Annotated in this window: 12 protein-coding genes; 3 read left to right on the top strand and 9 right to left on the bottom strand. The window is 72.6% G+C overall.

The genetic code is table 11. The annotated features are described in order from the left end of the window. Positions 1 to 42: 42 nt before the first annotated feature. The 5 genes from ACZ31C_RS24910 to ACZ31C_RS24930 form a co-directional block, all read right to left on the bottom strand. Positions 43 to 720, bottom strand: coding sequence for a hypothetical protein (locus ACZ31C_RS24910; protein WP_465797318.1), 678 nt, complete (start codon positions 718 to 720; stop codon positions 43 to 45). A gap of 90 nt (positions 721 to 810) precedes the next feature. Beyond that, positions 811 to 2,364, bottom strand: coding sequence for an MFS transporter (locus tag ACZ31C_RS24915; protein WP_465797319.1), 1,554 nt, complete (start codon positions 2,362 to 2,364; stop codon positions 811 to 813). A gap of 92 nt (positions 2,365 to 2,456) precedes the next feature. Further along, positions 2,457 to 4,748 (bottom strand): FtsX-like permease family protein, encoded by a 2,292-nt coding sequence (locus ACZ31C_RS24920; protein WP_465797320.1) that lies wholly within the window; start codon positions 4,746 to 4,748, stop codon positions 2,457 to 2,459. Beyond that, positions 4,745 to 5,437, bottom strand: a complete 693-nt coding sequence (locus ACZ31C_RS24925) for an ABC transporter ATP-binding protein (protein ID WP_465797321.1) — start codon at positions 5,435 to 5,437, stop codon at positions 4,745 to 4,747. The genes ACZ31C_RS24920 and ACZ31C_RS24925 overlap by 4 nt, the downstream gene beginning before the upstream one ends. Next, positions 5,434 to 5,964 (bottom strand): PadR family transcriptional regulator, encoded by a 531-nt coding sequence (locus ACZ31C_RS24930; protein WP_465797322.1) that lies wholly within the window; start codon positions 5,962 to 5,964, stop codon positions 5,434 to 5,436. The genes ACZ31C_RS24925 and ACZ31C_RS24930 overlap by 4 nt, the downstream gene beginning before the upstream one ends. Positions 5,965 to 6,262: 298 nt before the next feature. On the opposite strand from ACZ31C_RS24930, the gene ACZ31C_RS24935 reads away from it, so the two are divergent. Both ACZ31C_RS24935 and ACZ31C_RS24940 read left to right on the top strand, forming a co-directional pair. Further along, positions 6,263 to 9,085, top strand: a complete 2,823-nt coding sequence (locus ACZ31C_RS24935; protein ID WP_465797323.1) for a M36 family metallopeptidase — start codon at positions 6,263 to 6,265, stop codon at positions 9,083 to 9,085. A 149-nt stretch (positions 9,086 to 9,234) separates the two neighbouring features. Continuing rightward, complete coding sequence (locus ACZ31C_RS24940) at positions 9,235 to 11,382, top strand: amylo-alpha-1,6-glucosidase (RefSeq protein ID WP_465797324.1); 2,148 nt, start codon at positions 9,235 to 9,237, stop codon at positions 11,380 to 11,382. 21 nt (positions 11,383 to 11,403) lie between these two features. Here ACZ31C_RS24940 and ACZ31C_RS24945 read toward each other — a convergent pair whose 3' ends face one another. Continuing rightward, the gene (locus tag ACZ31C_RS24945) at positions 11,404 to 12,024 is read right to left on the bottom strand and encodes an L-threonylcarbamoyladenylate synthase (RefSeq protein WP_465797325.1); all 621 of its coding nucleotides are present in this window, start codon (positions 12,022 to 12,024) and stop codon (positions 11,404 to 11,406) included. Between the two features lie 84 nt (positions 12,025 to 12,108). Between ACZ31C_RS24945 and ACZ31C_RS24950 the strand changes: the two genes are divergently transcribed. Further along, a complete protein-coding gene (locus ACZ31C_RS24950) occupies positions 12,109 to 12,507 on the top strand; it encodes a hypothetical protein (protein WP_465797326.1) in 399 nt (132 codons plus the stop codon). Between the two features lie 112 nt (positions 12,508 to 12,619). Here the strand turns inward: ACZ31C_RS24950 and ACZ31C_RS24955 are convergent, their stop codons facing one another. From ACZ31C_RS24955 to ACZ31C_RS24965, 3 genes are all read right to left on the bottom strand, one after another. After that, positions 12,620 to 12,940 (bottom strand): amphi-Trp domain-containing protein, encoded by a 321-nt coding sequence (locus ACZ31C_RS24955; protein ID WP_465797327.1) that lies wholly within the window; start codon positions 12,938 to 12,940, stop codon positions 12,620 to 12,622. A gap of 98 nt (positions 12,941 to 13,038) precedes the next feature. Further along, positions 13,039 to 13,743: a YoaK family protein gene (locus tag ACZ31C_RS24960; protein WP_465797328.1), complete on the bottom strand. Its 705-nt coding sequence runs from the start codon at positions 13,741 to 13,743 to the stop codon at positions 13,039 to 13,041. 119 nt (positions 13,744 to 13,862) lie between these two features. Beyond that, positions 13,863 to 14,960 (bottom strand): hypothetical protein, encoded by a 1,098-nt coding sequence (locus ACZ31C_RS24965; RefSeq protein WP_465797329.1) that lies wholly within the window; start codon positions 14,958 to 14,960, stop codon positions 13,863 to 13,865. Positions 14,961 to 15,205: the final 245 nt, after the last annotated feature.

Raw genomic sequence — 15,205 nt, forward strand, 5'->3', positions numbered from 1 at the left:
CGCCCGCAACGGTAGTCGTCTCGGCGGTGGGCGCACAGCCCGTCAGCCGCCGGTGCCCTCCGCGGCGCCGTCGGGCGTGAGGGCGCCGTCGGCCTCCCCGGCGTCGAGGTGCACGTGCTGGTGGCCGTTGCCGGCGTCGATGTTGATCTGGTCGAGTTGGGTCGCGGCCACCGACCAGGTGGTGGCGGCGAGCGTGGCCTGCCGGGCGGCCAGCGCCAGGTGGTCGGGCCGCAGGGCGTCGGGGGCGGACACCGCCAGGGCCACCGCGTCGACCGCGACGGTGGCCTGGGCCACCGCGCTGCGCAGGCCGCCCCGGGCGACGTTGGTGGCCGTGGTGCCCGAGGGCGGGTCGGCGTACTGCTCGGTGAGTTGGCGCATGGTCTGCCGCCACTGGTCGAGCTGCGCCGCTTCGGGAGCCCGGCCGGACTCTCCGTTCTCCCGCACGGCGACCAGGATCGGGGCCATCTCCTGGCCGGTCCGGCGCGCCAGGTCGGTCAGTTCGACGATCTGGCGCGCGTCCCGTTCGACCTCCGCCGCGCGCATCTCGGCGATCCGCGAGTCGGTTTCGTTCGGCCGTCCCAGGGTGTACCCGACCAGCCCGCCCACCAGGGCCACCACCAGCACTGCCGTGACGGCACCGAGGATGGACCAGCCGGAGGTCCGGGCGGCCGAGGCCGGCGGGGTCGCCAGGTAGGAGGGCCTTCCGGTACGACGGGACATGGCCACCCCTCGGGATCGACGACGATTCGCTCGGAGCGTAGCCCGTATATCACAAGCCGTCGATACTTCTGTGCATTGTGGCGTGGACTTTCACTCGGCGGACACGAAAGCCTGCCGACGGCGTTCGGCGCGCCGCCGTAGTGTGACGGCGACCAGCAGGGCCGTACCCGCCATCAGCACGGCGCTGGCCACGGCGGCCAGGCGGAACCCGTGCACGAACGCCTCCCGCGCGGCGGCGAGGAGCCGCTCACCGACCTCGGCGGGCAGGCGGTCGCCAGCGGCCAGGGCGGCGGTGAGGTTGTCCCGCGCGGCGGTCGTCGCCTCCGGACCGGCCTCGGCGGGGACCGCCGTGGCCATGTCGTGCCGGTAGACCGCGGTGATCAGGCTGCCGAGCAGCGCGATGCCGAAGGCACCACCGAGTTGCGGCGCCGTGGCGGAGATCGCCGCCGCCGCGCCGGCCCGCTGCGGTGGTGCGGCTCCGACGACCATGTCGGTGGCGAGCGCCATCATCGGCCCCAGTCCGGCGGAGACGACGACCGCCCCGGTCACCAGGATCGCCAGTCCGCCGACCTCGACCTGGGTGAGCAGGCCGTAACCGACCGCGGCGAGCGCCAGACCGGTCGCGGTGACCGTGGCCGGGTCGACCCGGCGGGCGATCCGTGGGGCCAGCGTGGACCCGACGATCACGCCGACGGCCGAGGGCGCGGTCCACATGCCCGCCGCCAGCGGGGACAGGCCCTGCACCAGTTGCAGGTACTGCGCGATGGCGAGATTGGATCCCCAGAGGACGAAGATGCCGAGCGCCAGCGTGGCGGCGGCGACGGTGAGTCGGCGGTCGGCGAAGAGCCAGAGGTCCAGGAACGGGTCGGTGCGGCCGCGCTGCCGCCGGACGAACAGCACGGCGGCGGCCAGGCCCGCCACGACCGCCAGCAGCGACGTCGGGTGCACGCCGTCGGCGGCGATCCGCTTGAGCCCGTACACCACCGGCAGCACCGCACCGAGCGAGAGCAGCGCGCTGACCAGGTCCAACCGGCCGGTGGCGGCGCGCCGCTCGGGCAGCAGCGCCGGCCCCACCACCAGCAGCACCAGCATCACCGGTACGCCGAGCAGGAACACCGAGCCCCACCAGAACCGCTCCAGCAGCCACCCGCCGACCAGTGGCCCGACCGCCGTACCGCCGGAGACGCTGGCGATCACCACCCCGATGGCCACCGCCCGCTGTCGTGCGTCGACGAACATGATCGTCACCAGGGAGAGGATGGCCGGCATCAGCGTCGAGCCGGCGACCCCCATCAACGCCCGGGCGACGATCAGCAGTTCCACGGTGGGGGCGTACGCCGCGGCCACCGAGGCGACGCCGTAGCCGGCGGCGCCGAGCAGCAGCATGCGGCGTCGTCCGATGCGGTCACCCCACACGCCCATGGTGATGAGGGAGCCGGCGAGCAGGAAGGCGTAGACGTCGACGATCCACAGCAGCTCGGTGCTGCTGGCCGAGAGGTCCCGGCCGATCGTCGGTAACGCCAGGTGCGTCACGGTCAGTTCCAGCGAGGCGAGCAGGGCCGGCAGGGCGAGCACCGCGAGCCCGTACCACTCCCGCCGTCCCGCCACACGGCGCGGCGGCGCCACATCCATCGGGGTCGTCATGGAGCCGAGCTTCCGACCTCAACCGAACTTCAGGTCAAGCGGATTCGCGGCGTGCCCCGAGCCACGCCGCGAATCCGCCGGGTCGCTGACGACTATTCGCTGCGTAGCCCCTCGGCCCGGGTCAACCGCCACAGCAGTGGCAGGCTGGCGGCGGTGACCACGAGCACCAGCACCGCAGCGGTGCCGGACACTCCGGCAATGGCCGCCCAGTTGACGCCGACGGAGATCCCGGCGACCGACTGGAGCAGGGCCGCCACCGCGCTTCCGGTCACCACCGCCAGCAGCATGCCCAGCGTCACCGGGATCGCCACCTGGTAGAGCACGGATCCGGAGAGGCTGCGGCGGCGGGCACCGAATGCGCTGAGCACCGCCAACGGCCGCCGCCGCTCGCGCAACTGTTCGAGGATGTTGACCAGCATGCTCGCGCCGATGACCAGCAGCAGGACGACCGCGCCGATCTGGAGCGCCTGCTGGTAACCGGCCAGTACCGAGGAGGTGCGGCGTTCCTCGAACGTCTGCACGACCGCCGTCGGGTCCACCTGCGCGACGGTGTTGCGCAACCGCTCCACCGTGTCCCGGTCGGCCGGGTCGTACGCGACGAGCACGCTGCTCGGATTGACCGGCGGGACCTCCAACGCTCCCGGGGTGAGCAGGAAGTCCGCCACGACCAGCGTGGAGTACTGCCGCACCGTGGGGACCTCGGCCGGCACCGTCCAGCGGATCGGCGTGCCGTCGTCGTCGAAGGTGAGCGTGGTGCCCGCCTGCGTCGACGCGCCACCCGGGCCGGCGAAGCTGTCACCCTCGGCACAGGAGGGCAGCTCGGCGTACTGACGCAGGGCCGCGCAGTCGGCGATGTAGACCCGGTGGACCTGCGCCGCGTCCGGGGCGGTGCCCAGATCCGCCAGCCCGCTGGTGGCCCGGACCCCGACCGTGTCGGCCAGCGCCTCGGCCCAGGTCCGCGCGGGACCGTCGGGCGCGCCCTGCTCGTACACGTAGACGACGGCCTGGAAGTCGTCGTCGGGGCTCAGGTCGCTCGCACTGTACGTCTGCGCCGCGCCGAGCACTCCCTGCACGGCGATCACGCCGGCCACCGACACCGCGATGCCGGAGACGGCCCGGACGGCGGTGTCGCTGTCCAGTTGCAACCGGCGTACCGCGAGCTGCCACGCGACGCCGCCGCCACCCAGCCGCCGTACCGTCGCCTGCACCAACCATGGCAGCAGCAGCGCCACCCCGACCAGGAGCAGCGTCGCCCCGGCGGCGAGTTGCAGCTCCACCAGCAGGCCGCCGGCCTGCTCGGTGAAACCGCCGAGCAGCGGGTAGAGCAGAAGGAGTCCGACCAGTGACGGCAGCGGCCGCCACCAGAATCGACGATGACGCTCGCCGCCGCGCCGGACCACGCCGAGCGGCTCGATCACCACCCGCCGCAGCGCGGAGAGGGTGACCAGGACCGCGACGGTCGGCACCAGCACCACGACCAGCAGCGCCAGCACGGGTACCGGACGCATGTCGGCGGCGAAGAAGCTGAACCCGGGCGGCAGCAGGTCGCCGGCCACCCCACGGACGCCGAGGAATGCGAGCGCCCCGAGAGCCAACCCGAGCACCGCGCCGACCAGGCTCTCCCCCGCCGCCACCCGCCGGGTCATCGCGCTGTCCGCGCCGACCAGCCGGATCGCGGCGAGTTGGCGGTCCCGGGCCTCACTGCCGAACCGCACCGCCGTGGTCACGAAGATCATCACCGGCAGCAGCAGGACCACCAGGCCCAGCACGCCCAGCACCAGCAGCACCGGCGACACTCCCCCGGCCTCCTGCGGGCCGTCGCCGCCGTACGCGTCGATCCGCCGGGCGCCGAGGCTCTCCTCGTCCACCTGCTCCGAGTTGAGGTAGAAGAGTCGTTCGTCCGGACCGGCCAACCCGTCGGGGCCGATCGTGCCGACCACCCGGCCGCCCCACCGCTCCCGCAGCAACGCACCCTCGGGCGAGTCGAGCAGCTCGGCCAGGGCCGGCGAGACGACCATCTCCCCCGGGGCCAACCGGCGGTCGACACCGGGTGGCAGCGGCGGCCGCTCCCCCTCGGGCCGCACCAGCCAGCCGTTGACGTCGGCGCCCCGGTAACGGGACTCCACGTCCACGGTCAGCAGGGTGTCCGGACCGGGTGCGGACACCACCGGGCCCGGCAGGCGTGCCGCCTCCCGGTCGCCGCGCGCGGCGGCCAGCGTGGGCAGGGCGGCGGCGGTCAGCAGCAGCACCACCCCGAGGCCCACACCGACCGAGATCAGGGCCAGTCGGGCCCAGCCGGACCGACCGCCCGCCACGCTGAGCCGTACGCCCAGCGCCAGGTCGTCGAGCCAGCCCACCGCGCCGCGCCGCGTCCCGGCGCTCATCGGACGTGCGCCGGGGTACGGACCTTGCCGTCGCGCACCACGACCTCCCGGTCGGAGTACGCGGCCACCCGCACCTCGTGCGTGACGAGCACGACCGCGGCGCCGGTCTGCCGGGCCGCCTCGACGAAGAGCCGCATCACCCGCTCGCCGTTGAGCGAGTCGAGCGCGCCGGTCGGCTCGTCGGCGAAGATCACCCGAGGGCCGGTGATCAGCGCGCGGGCCACCGCCACCCGTTGGCCCTGGCCGCCGGAGACCTCGCCGGGGCGCTTGCCCGCCACGTCGTCGACCTCCAGCCGGGCCAGTGCGTCGCTCGCCCGACGTGCCGCCTCCCGCCGCCGTACGCCGGACAGCCGCAACGGCAGCGCGACGTTCTCCAGGCAGGTCAGCTCCGGGACGAGCTGCCCGAACTGGAACACGAACCCGAACTCGGTCCGGCGCAGCGCGCTGCGACGCTGGTCGGACAGGGCGACCAGGTCCTGCCCGGCGTAGCGGACCCGGCCGGAGTCCGGCGCGACGATTCCGGCCAGGCAGTGCAGCAGGGTGGACTTGCCGGAGCCGGAGGGGCCCATCAGGGCGAGCACCTCACCGGCGTGTACCCGCAGCGACGCGCCGTCCAGCGCCGGGGTGGCGCCGTACGTCTTGACCAGGTCCTCCGCCTCCAGCAGCGGGGTGTCCGTTGCGGCGTTCATCGCGTCTCCTCTCGCACCTGCGCGCGGAGCTGGTCCAGCCGTGCGGCGGTCAGCTCCAGCCAGCGCAGGTCGGCTTCCAGGTGGAACAGGGCGTGGTCACAGACGAGCTGGTCGGCCAGGTCACCGGCGAGCTTGCGCTGGGTCAGCTCCCGCATCTGCGCCAGGTGCGCGGCGCGCTGCACGTCGAGCAGGTCGACCGCGTCACGGTCGGTCAGCAGCGCCAGCACGACCTTGGTGTAGAGCTTGCTCTGGAGATAGACCTCGGGCTGCTCCGGTCGGGCCAGCCACTGCTCGACGTCGGTGACGCCGGCCTCGGTGATCGCGTACCGCTTGCGGTCCGGGCCCTCGCCGGGCTCGGACTGGACCTCGACGAGACCGTTCTTGAGCAGGCGCGCGAGCGTGGCGTAGACCTGCCCGTAGTGCAGCGACCGACCGCGACCGAACTGGTCGTCGTAGGAGCGCTTGAGGTCGTAACCGTGGCGCGGGCCCTGCTCCAGCAGACCCAGTAGGGCGTAACCGACAGACATGAACGCCACTATACACACGGGCTATACACGCAGTGTCTACGCCCGGAACGGCATGACCGCCGGCACGTCGCCGAGGTCGGCGGGCGGACCCGACAGACGCAGGAGTCATATATCGAAATCTTTGAACACCCGTCGGATGACCCGTCATGAGCTGGGCCGTAGCGTCGACGTGATCCACCTCGCACGGAGACGGACACGCACCGTCACCGGCCGCGAGCGTCACGCCCCCGTGACGGGCCGCCACGTCGGTAGTGGATCGGCGCTCCGTGCTGTCCTTTCCACCCCCGAAGGAGCAGAAGTGCCCCGAAACCCCCGCTCGTCACGCGCTCGCCGCAGCGGCGCGTTGCTGTTGTCCACCGCCCTCGTCGCCTCGTTGACCTCGGTCGCCGCGAAACCCGCCTCGGCGGCGCCGGAGGAACCCCTCAAGTCCAACGAGATCTTCCTGACCGGCCCGAACCAGGGCACCCCGGAGGACATCGCCGCCGCCTACCTGCGCGCCAACCCGGCCCGGCACGGCGTGACCGCCGCCGATCTCGGCGACCTGGCCGTGCTCTCCAGCTACACCAGCCGACACACCGGCGTCACCCACGTCAACCTCGCCCAACGCCACGAGAAGTTGGAGATCTTCGGGGCCACCGCGACGGTCAACGTCGCCCGCGACGGCAGCGTCATCTTCGTCGGCGACACCCTCGTGGCCGACCTGACCGGCGACGCCACCGCCCCCGACCTGGACGCCGTGGACGCCGTCGAGGCCGCGGCCGACGCCCTCGACCTGCCCACGCCCACGAACACCCGCGTCATGAGCCGCGCCGGCGGCCCGGCCCAGCGCACCGTCGTCAGCGGCAGCGGCGTCTCCGCCGAGCCCATCCCGGCCAAGCTCGGCTGGCAACCCACCGACAGCGGGCTCCGTCTCGCCTGGCAGCTCGTCATCGACGACGCCACCGACGCCCACCTCTGGAACGCCACCGTCGATGCGGAGAGCGGCGACCTGCTCGGCGCCGACGACTGGACCACCCACGAGCACACGGACGACCTCGCCGAGACCCTGCACCCGGTCTCCGGCCGGACGTTGCCGGCTCGGCGCTCCGCACCACTCGGCACGCCCGACCCCGTGCAGGACGGGTCGAGCTACCACGTCTACGGCTACCCGACGGAGAGCCCGAACGACGGCCCCCGCAGCGTGGTGACCAACCCGGCGGACGCGTTGGCCTCGCCGCACGGCTGGCACGACACCGACGGCGTGCCCGGCCCCGAGTTCACCACCACCCAGGGCAACAACGTCCACGCGTACCAGGACCAGGACAACAACAACGCGCCGGACTTCGGCAGCAGCCCGGACGGCGGTCCGAACCTGACCTTCAACTTCCCGCTCGACCTGAACGAGAACCCGCAGAGCTACCGGGACGCGGCCACCGCCAACCTGTTCTACTGGAACAACATCATCCACGACGTCTCGTACCGCTACGGCTTCGACGAGGCGTCCGGGAACTTCCAGGCGAACAACTACGGTCGCGGCGGTGTCGGCGGCGACTACGTCCGCGCCGAGGCCGCCGACGGCGGCGGCTCGAACAACGCCAACTTCTCCACCCCGGCGGTGGACGGCGTCGGCGTACCCCGGATGCAGATGTACCTGTGGCCGGGCAACCAGTTCGGCGCCCAGAACCAGGTCGTCGTCGACGGGGTCGGGTCGTTCGACGCCACCTGGTCGCGCTACAGCCCGGCACCGACCAGCGCCGGTCTGTCCGCCCGCCCGTTCGTGCACGGCGGCACCGGCTGCGCCGCCTCGTCGTACCCGGCCACGCTGCCCGACGGCGGCTGGGTCGCGGTGGTCGACGGCGGCACCACCGCCTGCACCTACCTGCTGCGCACCCAGATCGCCGAGTCGCTCGGCGCCGACGCGGTGGTGGTCGCGCACAACGCGGCCGGAGCCGCCCCGGTGCTCACCGGTGCCATGACGTCCGCGCCGGTCACCATCCCCGCGGTGGCGGTCACCCAGGCCGACGGCACCACCATCAAGGCCGCGATCGCCGAGGGCACCGTCACCGGGTCGGTCCGCAAGCACCCCAGCCACCCGGGTATGCGCGACGGCGACCTCGACGCCGGCATCATCATCCACGAGTACGGGCACGGCATCTCGCTGCGACTGACCGGCGGCCCGGGAATCAACTGCCTGACCGGCAACGAGCAGATGGGCGAGGGCTGGAGCGACTTCTTCGCGATCACCACGCTGCTGGACCCGGCCCTCGACACCGCCGACGGCTCGCGGGGCCTGGTGCCGTACGTGCTCTATCAGTCCGACCGCACCGGCAACGGGCTGCGCCCCCGGCCGTACTCGCGGAACATGGAGACGCAGCCGTTCACCTACGACAGCATCAAGACCGGCGGCTGGCTGAACGGCACCTCGCTGGCCGCGCCGCACGGCATCGGACACGGCTGGGCCGCCGTCCTCTGGGACGTCACCTGGGACCTCATCGACCGGCACGGTCTTAACCCGAACGTGTACGGCGACTGGAACACCGGCGGCAACAACCTCGCCATGCAGCTCGTCATGGACGGGTTGAAGATGCAGGGCTGCGGGCCGGGCTTCGTGGTCGGCCGCAACGCCATCATCGCCGCCGACGCGGCGCTGACCGGCGGCGACAACGCCTGCACCCTCTGGGCCTCGTTCGCCCGCCGGGGTCTCGGCTACAGCGCGGTGCAGGGCACCACCAACCGGGACGACAACACCGAGGCGTTCGACACGCACCCGTCCTGCCGGGGCGACTTCGTCGGCCGCACCGGGGCGCCCGGGCTGAACACGCTGCCCGCCGGGGACGCGGCACCGATGAAGTTCCAGCTCGCGAGCAACCGGGGGCTGGACATCCTGGCCAGCAACTCGCCGTACTCCCGCCTGGTCGACTGCGACACCCTGCGGACGGTCAACCCGGACGGTTCGATCACGCCGCGACCGGTCCCGGTGGCGGCCGTCAACCCCGGCAACTCCCGCATGTCGGCCAACGCCAGGGGCCAGTACCAGTACGTCTGGAAGACCGACCCCGCCTGGGCCGGCACCTGCCGTGAGTTCGTGCTGACCCTCGACAACGGATACCAGTACCGCACGTACTTCAGGTTCACCGGCTGATCCGGTAGCCACCACCGGGGGAGGGTTCCGCACCACGGGACCCTCCCCCGTCCATGCCCGCAGGTGTACCCAGGCGGTGAAGGGGTAGGAACCGCCGACCGACGACCCCGCGCTGCACGCGGAGTCCAGCGCAGGCCGGGGGGAACGGGATGAGCCGGGTCCGCAATCTGCGCGTCCGCCCCGACCTGCTCTATCTGGCCAGCGGCTGGAGCACCCTGGTCACCGACGTCCGGGGCCGGATCGTCGGCACCGGTCCGCAGGGGTTCTTCGCCCGCAACACCCGGGTGCTGCACACCGAGCGGATCACCGTCGACGGGCGGGAGCCGGTGCCGTTCAGCACGGCCACCGTCGGAGGGTACGCCCAACTGTCGTACGCCGAGCTGGGTGCCGGTGACGAGCTGCCCTCGCGGGCGGCGTACCTGACCATGGCCCGGTTCGTGGGGGCCGGGCTGCGGACCCGGCTGACCGTGCTCAGCTACGCGGACGTACCGCTGGAACTGCGGCTGCGGATCGAGCTGAGCGCCGACTTCGCGGACACCGGCGAGGCCGAGCGGGGTCGGCGGGTGCAGTCCGGCACGGTCGAGCGCCGGTGGGATCCGGCGGAGCGGGAGCTACGGCTGACGTACCGCTGCGACGGCCTGGACCGGGCGGTGGCGATCCGGGTCCGCACCGACCAGCCGATCCGGTACGCCGACGACGGCTTCGAGGTGGACCTGGCGCTGCCGACCCGCGAACGCCGACAGGTGGAGATCCTCGTCGAGCCCGTCTTCGACGGCGAACGTCTCGTCGCGCCACCGCCGAGCTTCACCGACTCCGGTGACCTGGCCGGCGCGGCACGTGGCCGGCTGGAACGCGAGTTCACCCGGTTGACCAGCACCAACTTCGACGTCACGGCAGCCTGGCGATGCGCGACGGAGGACCTGGCCGGGCTGCCTCTGGGCGAGCCGGCCGGCCCGACCGCACCCATCGCCGGTCTGCCGATCTATCAGGAGATCTTCGGGCGGGACACGATGACCGCCTCGTGGCAGGCGTTGCTCGCCGGTCCGACGATGCTGGCCGACAGTCTCCGGCTCAACGCCGCGCACCTCGGGCGGCGCATCGACGACTGGCGCGACGAGGAGCCCGGCAAGCCGCTGCACGAGGCGCGTCAGGGGCCGGTGTCCGCGCTCGGCCTCGATCCGCTGTCGCACTACCACGGCGACTGGTCCACCGCGCCGGACTTCCTCGTCTTCCTCGGCCAGTACTACGCCTGGACCGGGGACCTCGACACGGTCCGCGAGTTGCTGCCGGCGACGCGTCGCGCGCTGGACTGGCTCGACCGGTTCGGCGACGTGGACCACGACGGTTTCCTGGAGTACCACTGCCGCTCGCGGGCCGGTGTGAAGAACCAGGGCTGGAAGGACTCCGACGACGCGGTGGTCGACGAGCACGGCCGGCTGGTGCCGAACCCGATCGCGAGCAGCGAGTTGCAGGCCTACTGGTACGCCGCCCTGCGGCACGCGGCCGTGACGTTCACGGTGACCGGCCATCCCGCGACCGGCGTGGCCCTGCTGCGTCGGGCGAGGGCGCTGCGTCGCCGGTTCCACCGCGCCTTCTGGATGCCGGACCGGGGCTGCTACGCGATGGCCCTCGGCCCGGACGGGCAGCAGGTCCGCTCGGTCAACTCCAACGACGGGCACCTGCTCACCAGCGGGATCGTGCCGGCGCGGATCGCGCCCGTGGTGGCCGACCGGCTGCTCGCGCCGGACATGTTCAGCGGGTGGGGCATCCGGACGCTCTCCGCCACGCACCCGGCGTACAACCCGTTCAGCTACCACCGGGGCAGTGTCTGGCCGGTCGAGGCGGGCACCATCGGCCTCGGGCTCGCCCGGTACGGCTGTTGGGACCACCTGCACCGACTCGCCGAGGGGACGTTCGCGGCGTCGGCCCTCTTCGCCGAGCACCGCCTCCCCGAGGTGCTCAGCGGCCTGCCCCGCGACACCTTCCCGCACCCCGGGGTCTATCCGAACTCGTGTTCCCCGCAGGCGTGGTCGGCCAGCGCCATCGTCGCGCTGGTGCAGGCGTTGCTCGCGCTGCGCCCGGCCGCGCCGCTGCGGGCGATCCTCGTCGACCCGCACCTGCCGCCATGGCTGCCGGACCTCACGCTGGAGGGGGTACGGGTCGGCGGGCACACCTTCGACCTGACGGTGCGACGTCGACCGGGCGGGCGGACGTCGGTGCGTACCCGGGGTGACCGGATCGCCGTGCTGCGCCGCCCCACCCGTCAGGCGTCGGCCACCCGGCGGCACCGCCCCTGACGACCGTGCCGGTGGTGGTGCTCAGGAGAAGCGGTCCGGGTCACCGGCGCCGACCCGGACGATCTCCGGCTCGCCGTCCGAGAAGTCGATCACCGTGGTCGGCTCGGTGCCGCACTCCCCCGCGTCGACCACCGCGTCCACCGCGTGGTCGAGGCGTTCCTTGATCTCCCAGCCCTGGGTCATCGGCTCCTCGTCACCGGGCAGCAGCAGGGTGCTCGACAGCAACGGCTCGCCCCACTCGTCGAGCAGCGCACGGGTGACCGGATGCGCGGGGATGCGGACGCCCACGGTCTTCTTGCGCGGGTGCAGCAGCCGACGCGGGACCTCGCGGGTGGCCGGCAGGATGAAGGTGTAGCCGCCCGGGGTGGCCGCCTTCACCGCCCGGAACACCGCGTTGTCGAGCTGCACGAACTGGCCGAGCTGGGCGAAGTCCCGGCAGACCAGGGTGAAGTGGTGACCGCTGTCGAGCTGGCGGATCTCCCGGATCCGGTCCATGCCGTCCTTGTTGCCGAGCCGGCTGCCCAGCGCGAAGCAGGAGTCGGTCGGATAGGCGATCAGGCCGTCGCGCCGGACGATGTCGATCACCTGACCGATGAGGCGCGGCTGCGGGTTGTCCGGATGCACGTCGAAGTACCTGGCCATGGCCCGAAGCTTAGGCCGCCGGGAAGTGTCGCATTGGCGACAGTGGCGGCCTGCGGTCACGCGTCGACGCCCATCGTTGTCGGTATGGTCGGACGAGCCCACGACGGCGGCTACCGCGACACCTTCCGACACCCCGCGACACCCACACCCGTCCGGATCACCGTGCTCGTCTTCGGCGTACTGGCGCTGCTGTTCGCGCTGGCGACCGCCCACCGCGCGGTGGTCGACGGCGGTTCGCTCGGCGCCGCCGTCTTCTTCGCCGTGATGGCCGTGTCGTGCACGCTGGTCGCGGTCAGCCTGGCCGCCCGCCGCCAGTGGGCGCCCTATCCGGCGTACGCGCTGACCGGTCTGCTGGCCGCCGCCTCACTCGGCCTGTGGGGCGCGATCACCTGCGTCGGTGCGATCCTGCTGTTCTGGGTGCTGTGGGCGCTGAACACCCGGGTCTCGCGGGACTGGTTCGGTCGGCGCGGACGGCTGCGGTGAGCACGACGCACCGACCGGTGCCATCGGCGAGGGCGCGCCGCGTCACCGGACAGGCGGGTCGTCCCGCCCACGCCGGTCACGGCGGCCCTCCCCGAACGGGATCGGCGCGCCGCTAGTCGGTCGTCGAGGACTCCGTCTCCGGCTCCTCGTCCGCCTCGGTCGCCGCCGCCTTCTCGGCGTCGGTCTTCTCCGCGTCGGCCTTCGGCTTCTCCGCCTCGGCCGCCGGGTTCTTCCAGGAGAACTCGATCTCGATCGAGTACTCGTCCTTGCCCTCCTGCTCGATCTCCAGCTCGCAGTGCACCTGGTCGGCGACGGCGATGGTGCCGGCGGCGCCGTAGAAGACCTGCCCGCTCTCCACCTGGCTCGCCACCTGCCGCAGCCACGCGGCCAGGTCCGCCCGCGACACCGTCCGCTCGTCCTCGTAGATATCCATGCCGTCATGCTGGCATTGCGGTGTCGACCGATCACGCTCAGGGTTACCCGGTCGGCGGGGTCGCAGGTGGGGTCGCCGGACCGTGCGTCGGGCGGGGTTCAGGCGGCCGGACCGGCCGCCCGCGCGTCCGTCGCGGCGGCGATCTCCCGGCGGCGGACCGCCGCGATCATCGCCGTACCGGCCGCCATCACCACACCCGCCATCAGCAACGCCCAGGACCCGCCGACCCGCAGCGTCAGCAGCGCCGCGACCAGGGCGCCGAGGCCCATCGCGACGATCGCGGCGAGCCGCCGGGCCCATGCCGCGCCCACGCCACCGGCAGCCCGGCTGTCCGCCGAGAGGTTGACCATCGTCATCGTCACCACCACCGTGGAGAGGTCCCGGATGCCGATGTGGCGGACGGCCGCCGCCTGGGCACCGAGCACCAGCGCCAACAGCCCGGTGACGACCAGCAGCGCTATCCCGTCCGGCGAACCGGTGCCGAGCCAGAGCACGGCCAGCGCCAGCGTCGACGCGCTTCCGGCGACCAGGACGAGCAGACCGGAACGGGGCAGCTTCGCCGGGCCCGTCGCGCCCCGGGTCAGCCGGGCGGCGAGTACCGCGCCGAGCATGAAGGCCAGCAGCGCCACCAGGTTGTTGAGCACCGGCAGCCCGGAGACCCCGGCCAGGCCGAAGCCGATGAAGAGCACGTTGCCGGTCATGTTGCCGGTGAAGACCCGGTCCAGCGCGAGGAAACTGACGCCGTCGATCGCCCCGGTCGCCACGGTCAGCACCAGCAGCGGTACGTCGTAGGTCTTGGTCATGAGCCTCTTCCGCAGCTCGCCGGCACCGCCGTGTGGCGCGTCGAGAGCGGCCGTGAGCAGGGCGATCGTCCGGATCGGAGTCTACGCACCGCGCCCGGCCGCGTCCCGGCGCTGCCGCGTCACGGCCCGGCGGCGGCCTCCAGCAGGTCGTCGTAGTGCTGCAACCCGTGGTCCGGCGACACGTCCGCGATGGACCAGCTCTGGTAGCCGGTCTTCGTCCTGGGCAGCTCCACGGCGTTCGCCCCGTAGGTGAGGGCGAGTTCGAGCGTCTGGTTCCAGGTCGACGCCGGGCACGGGTCCTGGTTGGCGCAGACCAGGTCGGCGGTCGCCGTCTGGTAGCTGATCGGGCCGCCCTTGCCCGCGATGTACGCCCACATCGCGTAGTAGTTGTTCGGACGGTCCGGGTACATCGAGTTGTTGCCCAGCACGCACCGAGCGCCCAGCGAGGTGCGGCAGTAGTCGATCATCTGCCGGGTGTACGGCATGTCCACCGACCCGGTCCAGGTCACCTCGTTGATCCGCTGGTACGGGTTGAACGCCAGGTAGGAGCGGGTCTGCTCCCACACGTCGTGCGCGTCGATCTCGTCGCGGTGGCACTGGTCGTCGGCCGCCCCGGTGTAGCCGGCCGCCTCCAGGCCGGGCCGGTTCAGGCTGAGCTGCCCGGTCTGCCGGATGTACGGCTCGGCGAACTCGGTGGTGCAGCGGGCGATCACCACGTCCCGGATCCGGGGCTCGTCGTCGTAGCGGGCGGCCAGCCGGTCCTGGAGGTTCTGGTAGGCCGTCCCGTACTCGCTGGTCCAGAACGCACCGATCGTGCCGGTCAGGCTGCCGCTGGTGTACCACGGGATCGGGCTGGCACCGCCCAGCGTCTTCGCCCAGTCCGGCGCGTGGATGCCGCCGACCACCCGCAGCCGGGCGTGCATGCCGGCCGCGTTCGCGGCGGTCACCGCCTGGTCGATCGCCGTGGTGTCGAGCGCGCCGCCGTGGTCGGTGCCGGCCTGCTGCTGCGGTTGCAGGTCGCTCCAGTTGACCCGGATGACGAAACTGTCCACCACCGGGGCGTACGCGCCGGTGGCCGGCTCGGCCCGGTCGACCAGGCCGCTCAGCGGCGGCTTGAGGGTGACCGCCGTCGGGGTCGACGTCGAGCGCGCCTGGGCCGGTACGGCGACCGCCGTGGCCGCCATCACCGCGGTGACGAGTACCGCGAACCTTCTCACCCGGGAACCTCCTCGTGACAGGTGGAGCCCACATGTCCGGAGGGACCCGCCTCGGGCGGCACCGCCCGGACACCCGGACACGAAGCGCCAGGATAGGGCCCGAACCGCCGGCCGTCACCGGCCAAGATCGTCGGCGGAATCCGGTGCGGCGAGGTCCGGCCGCTGGTCACCGTGCCGCTGTGTGGCCCGACCCGATACGGTGTACCGACCGATCTTCACCTGGGGGTTTCGTTGAGCCGGTTCGA

Source organism: Micromonospora sp. NPDC023869 (assembly GCF_055559695.1).

Bases quoted from the DNA above. Each gene is read 5' to 3' on its own strand.
- ACZ31C_RS24910 (WP_465797318.1), bottom strand. From the start codon at position 720: ATGTCCCGTCGTACCGGAAGGCCCTCCTACCTGGCGACCCCGCCGGCC.
- ACZ31C_RS24915 (WP_465797319.1), bottom strand. From the start codon at position 2,364: ATGACGACCCCGATGGATGTGGCGCCGCCGCGCCGTGTGGCGGGACGG.
- ACZ31C_RS24920 (WP_465797320.1), bottom strand. From the start codon at position 4,748: ATGAGCGCCGGGACGCGGCGCGGCGCGGTGGGCTGGCTCGACGACCTG.
- ACZ31C_RS24925 (WP_465797321.1), bottom strand. From the start codon at position 5,437: ATGAACGCCGCAACGGACACCCCGCTGCTGGAGGCGGAGGACCTGGTC.
- ACZ31C_RS24930 (WP_465797322.1), bottom strand. From the start codon at position 5,964: ATGTCTGTCGGTTACGCCCTACTGGGTCTGCTGGAGCAGGGCCCGCGC.
- ACZ31C_RS24940 (WP_465797324.1), top strand. From the start codon at position 9,235: ATGAGCCGGGTCCGCAATCTGCGCGTCCGCCCCGACCTGCTCTATCTG.
- ACZ31C_RS24945 (WP_465797325.1), bottom strand. From the start codon at position 12,024: ATGGCCAGGTACTTCGACGTGCATCCGGACAACCCGCAGCCGCGCCTC.
- ACZ31C_RS24950 (WP_465797326.1), top strand. From the start codon at position 12,109: ATGGTCGGACGAGCCCACGACGGCGGCTACCGCGACACCTTCCGACAC.
- ACZ31C_RS24955 (WP_465797327.1), bottom strand. From the start codon at position 12,940: ATGGATATCTACGAGGACGAGCGGACGGTGTCGCGGGCGGACCTGGCC.
- ACZ31C_RS24960 (WP_465797328.1), bottom strand. From the start codon at position 13,743: ATGACCAAGACCTACGACGTACCGCTGCTGGTGCTGACCGTGGCGACC.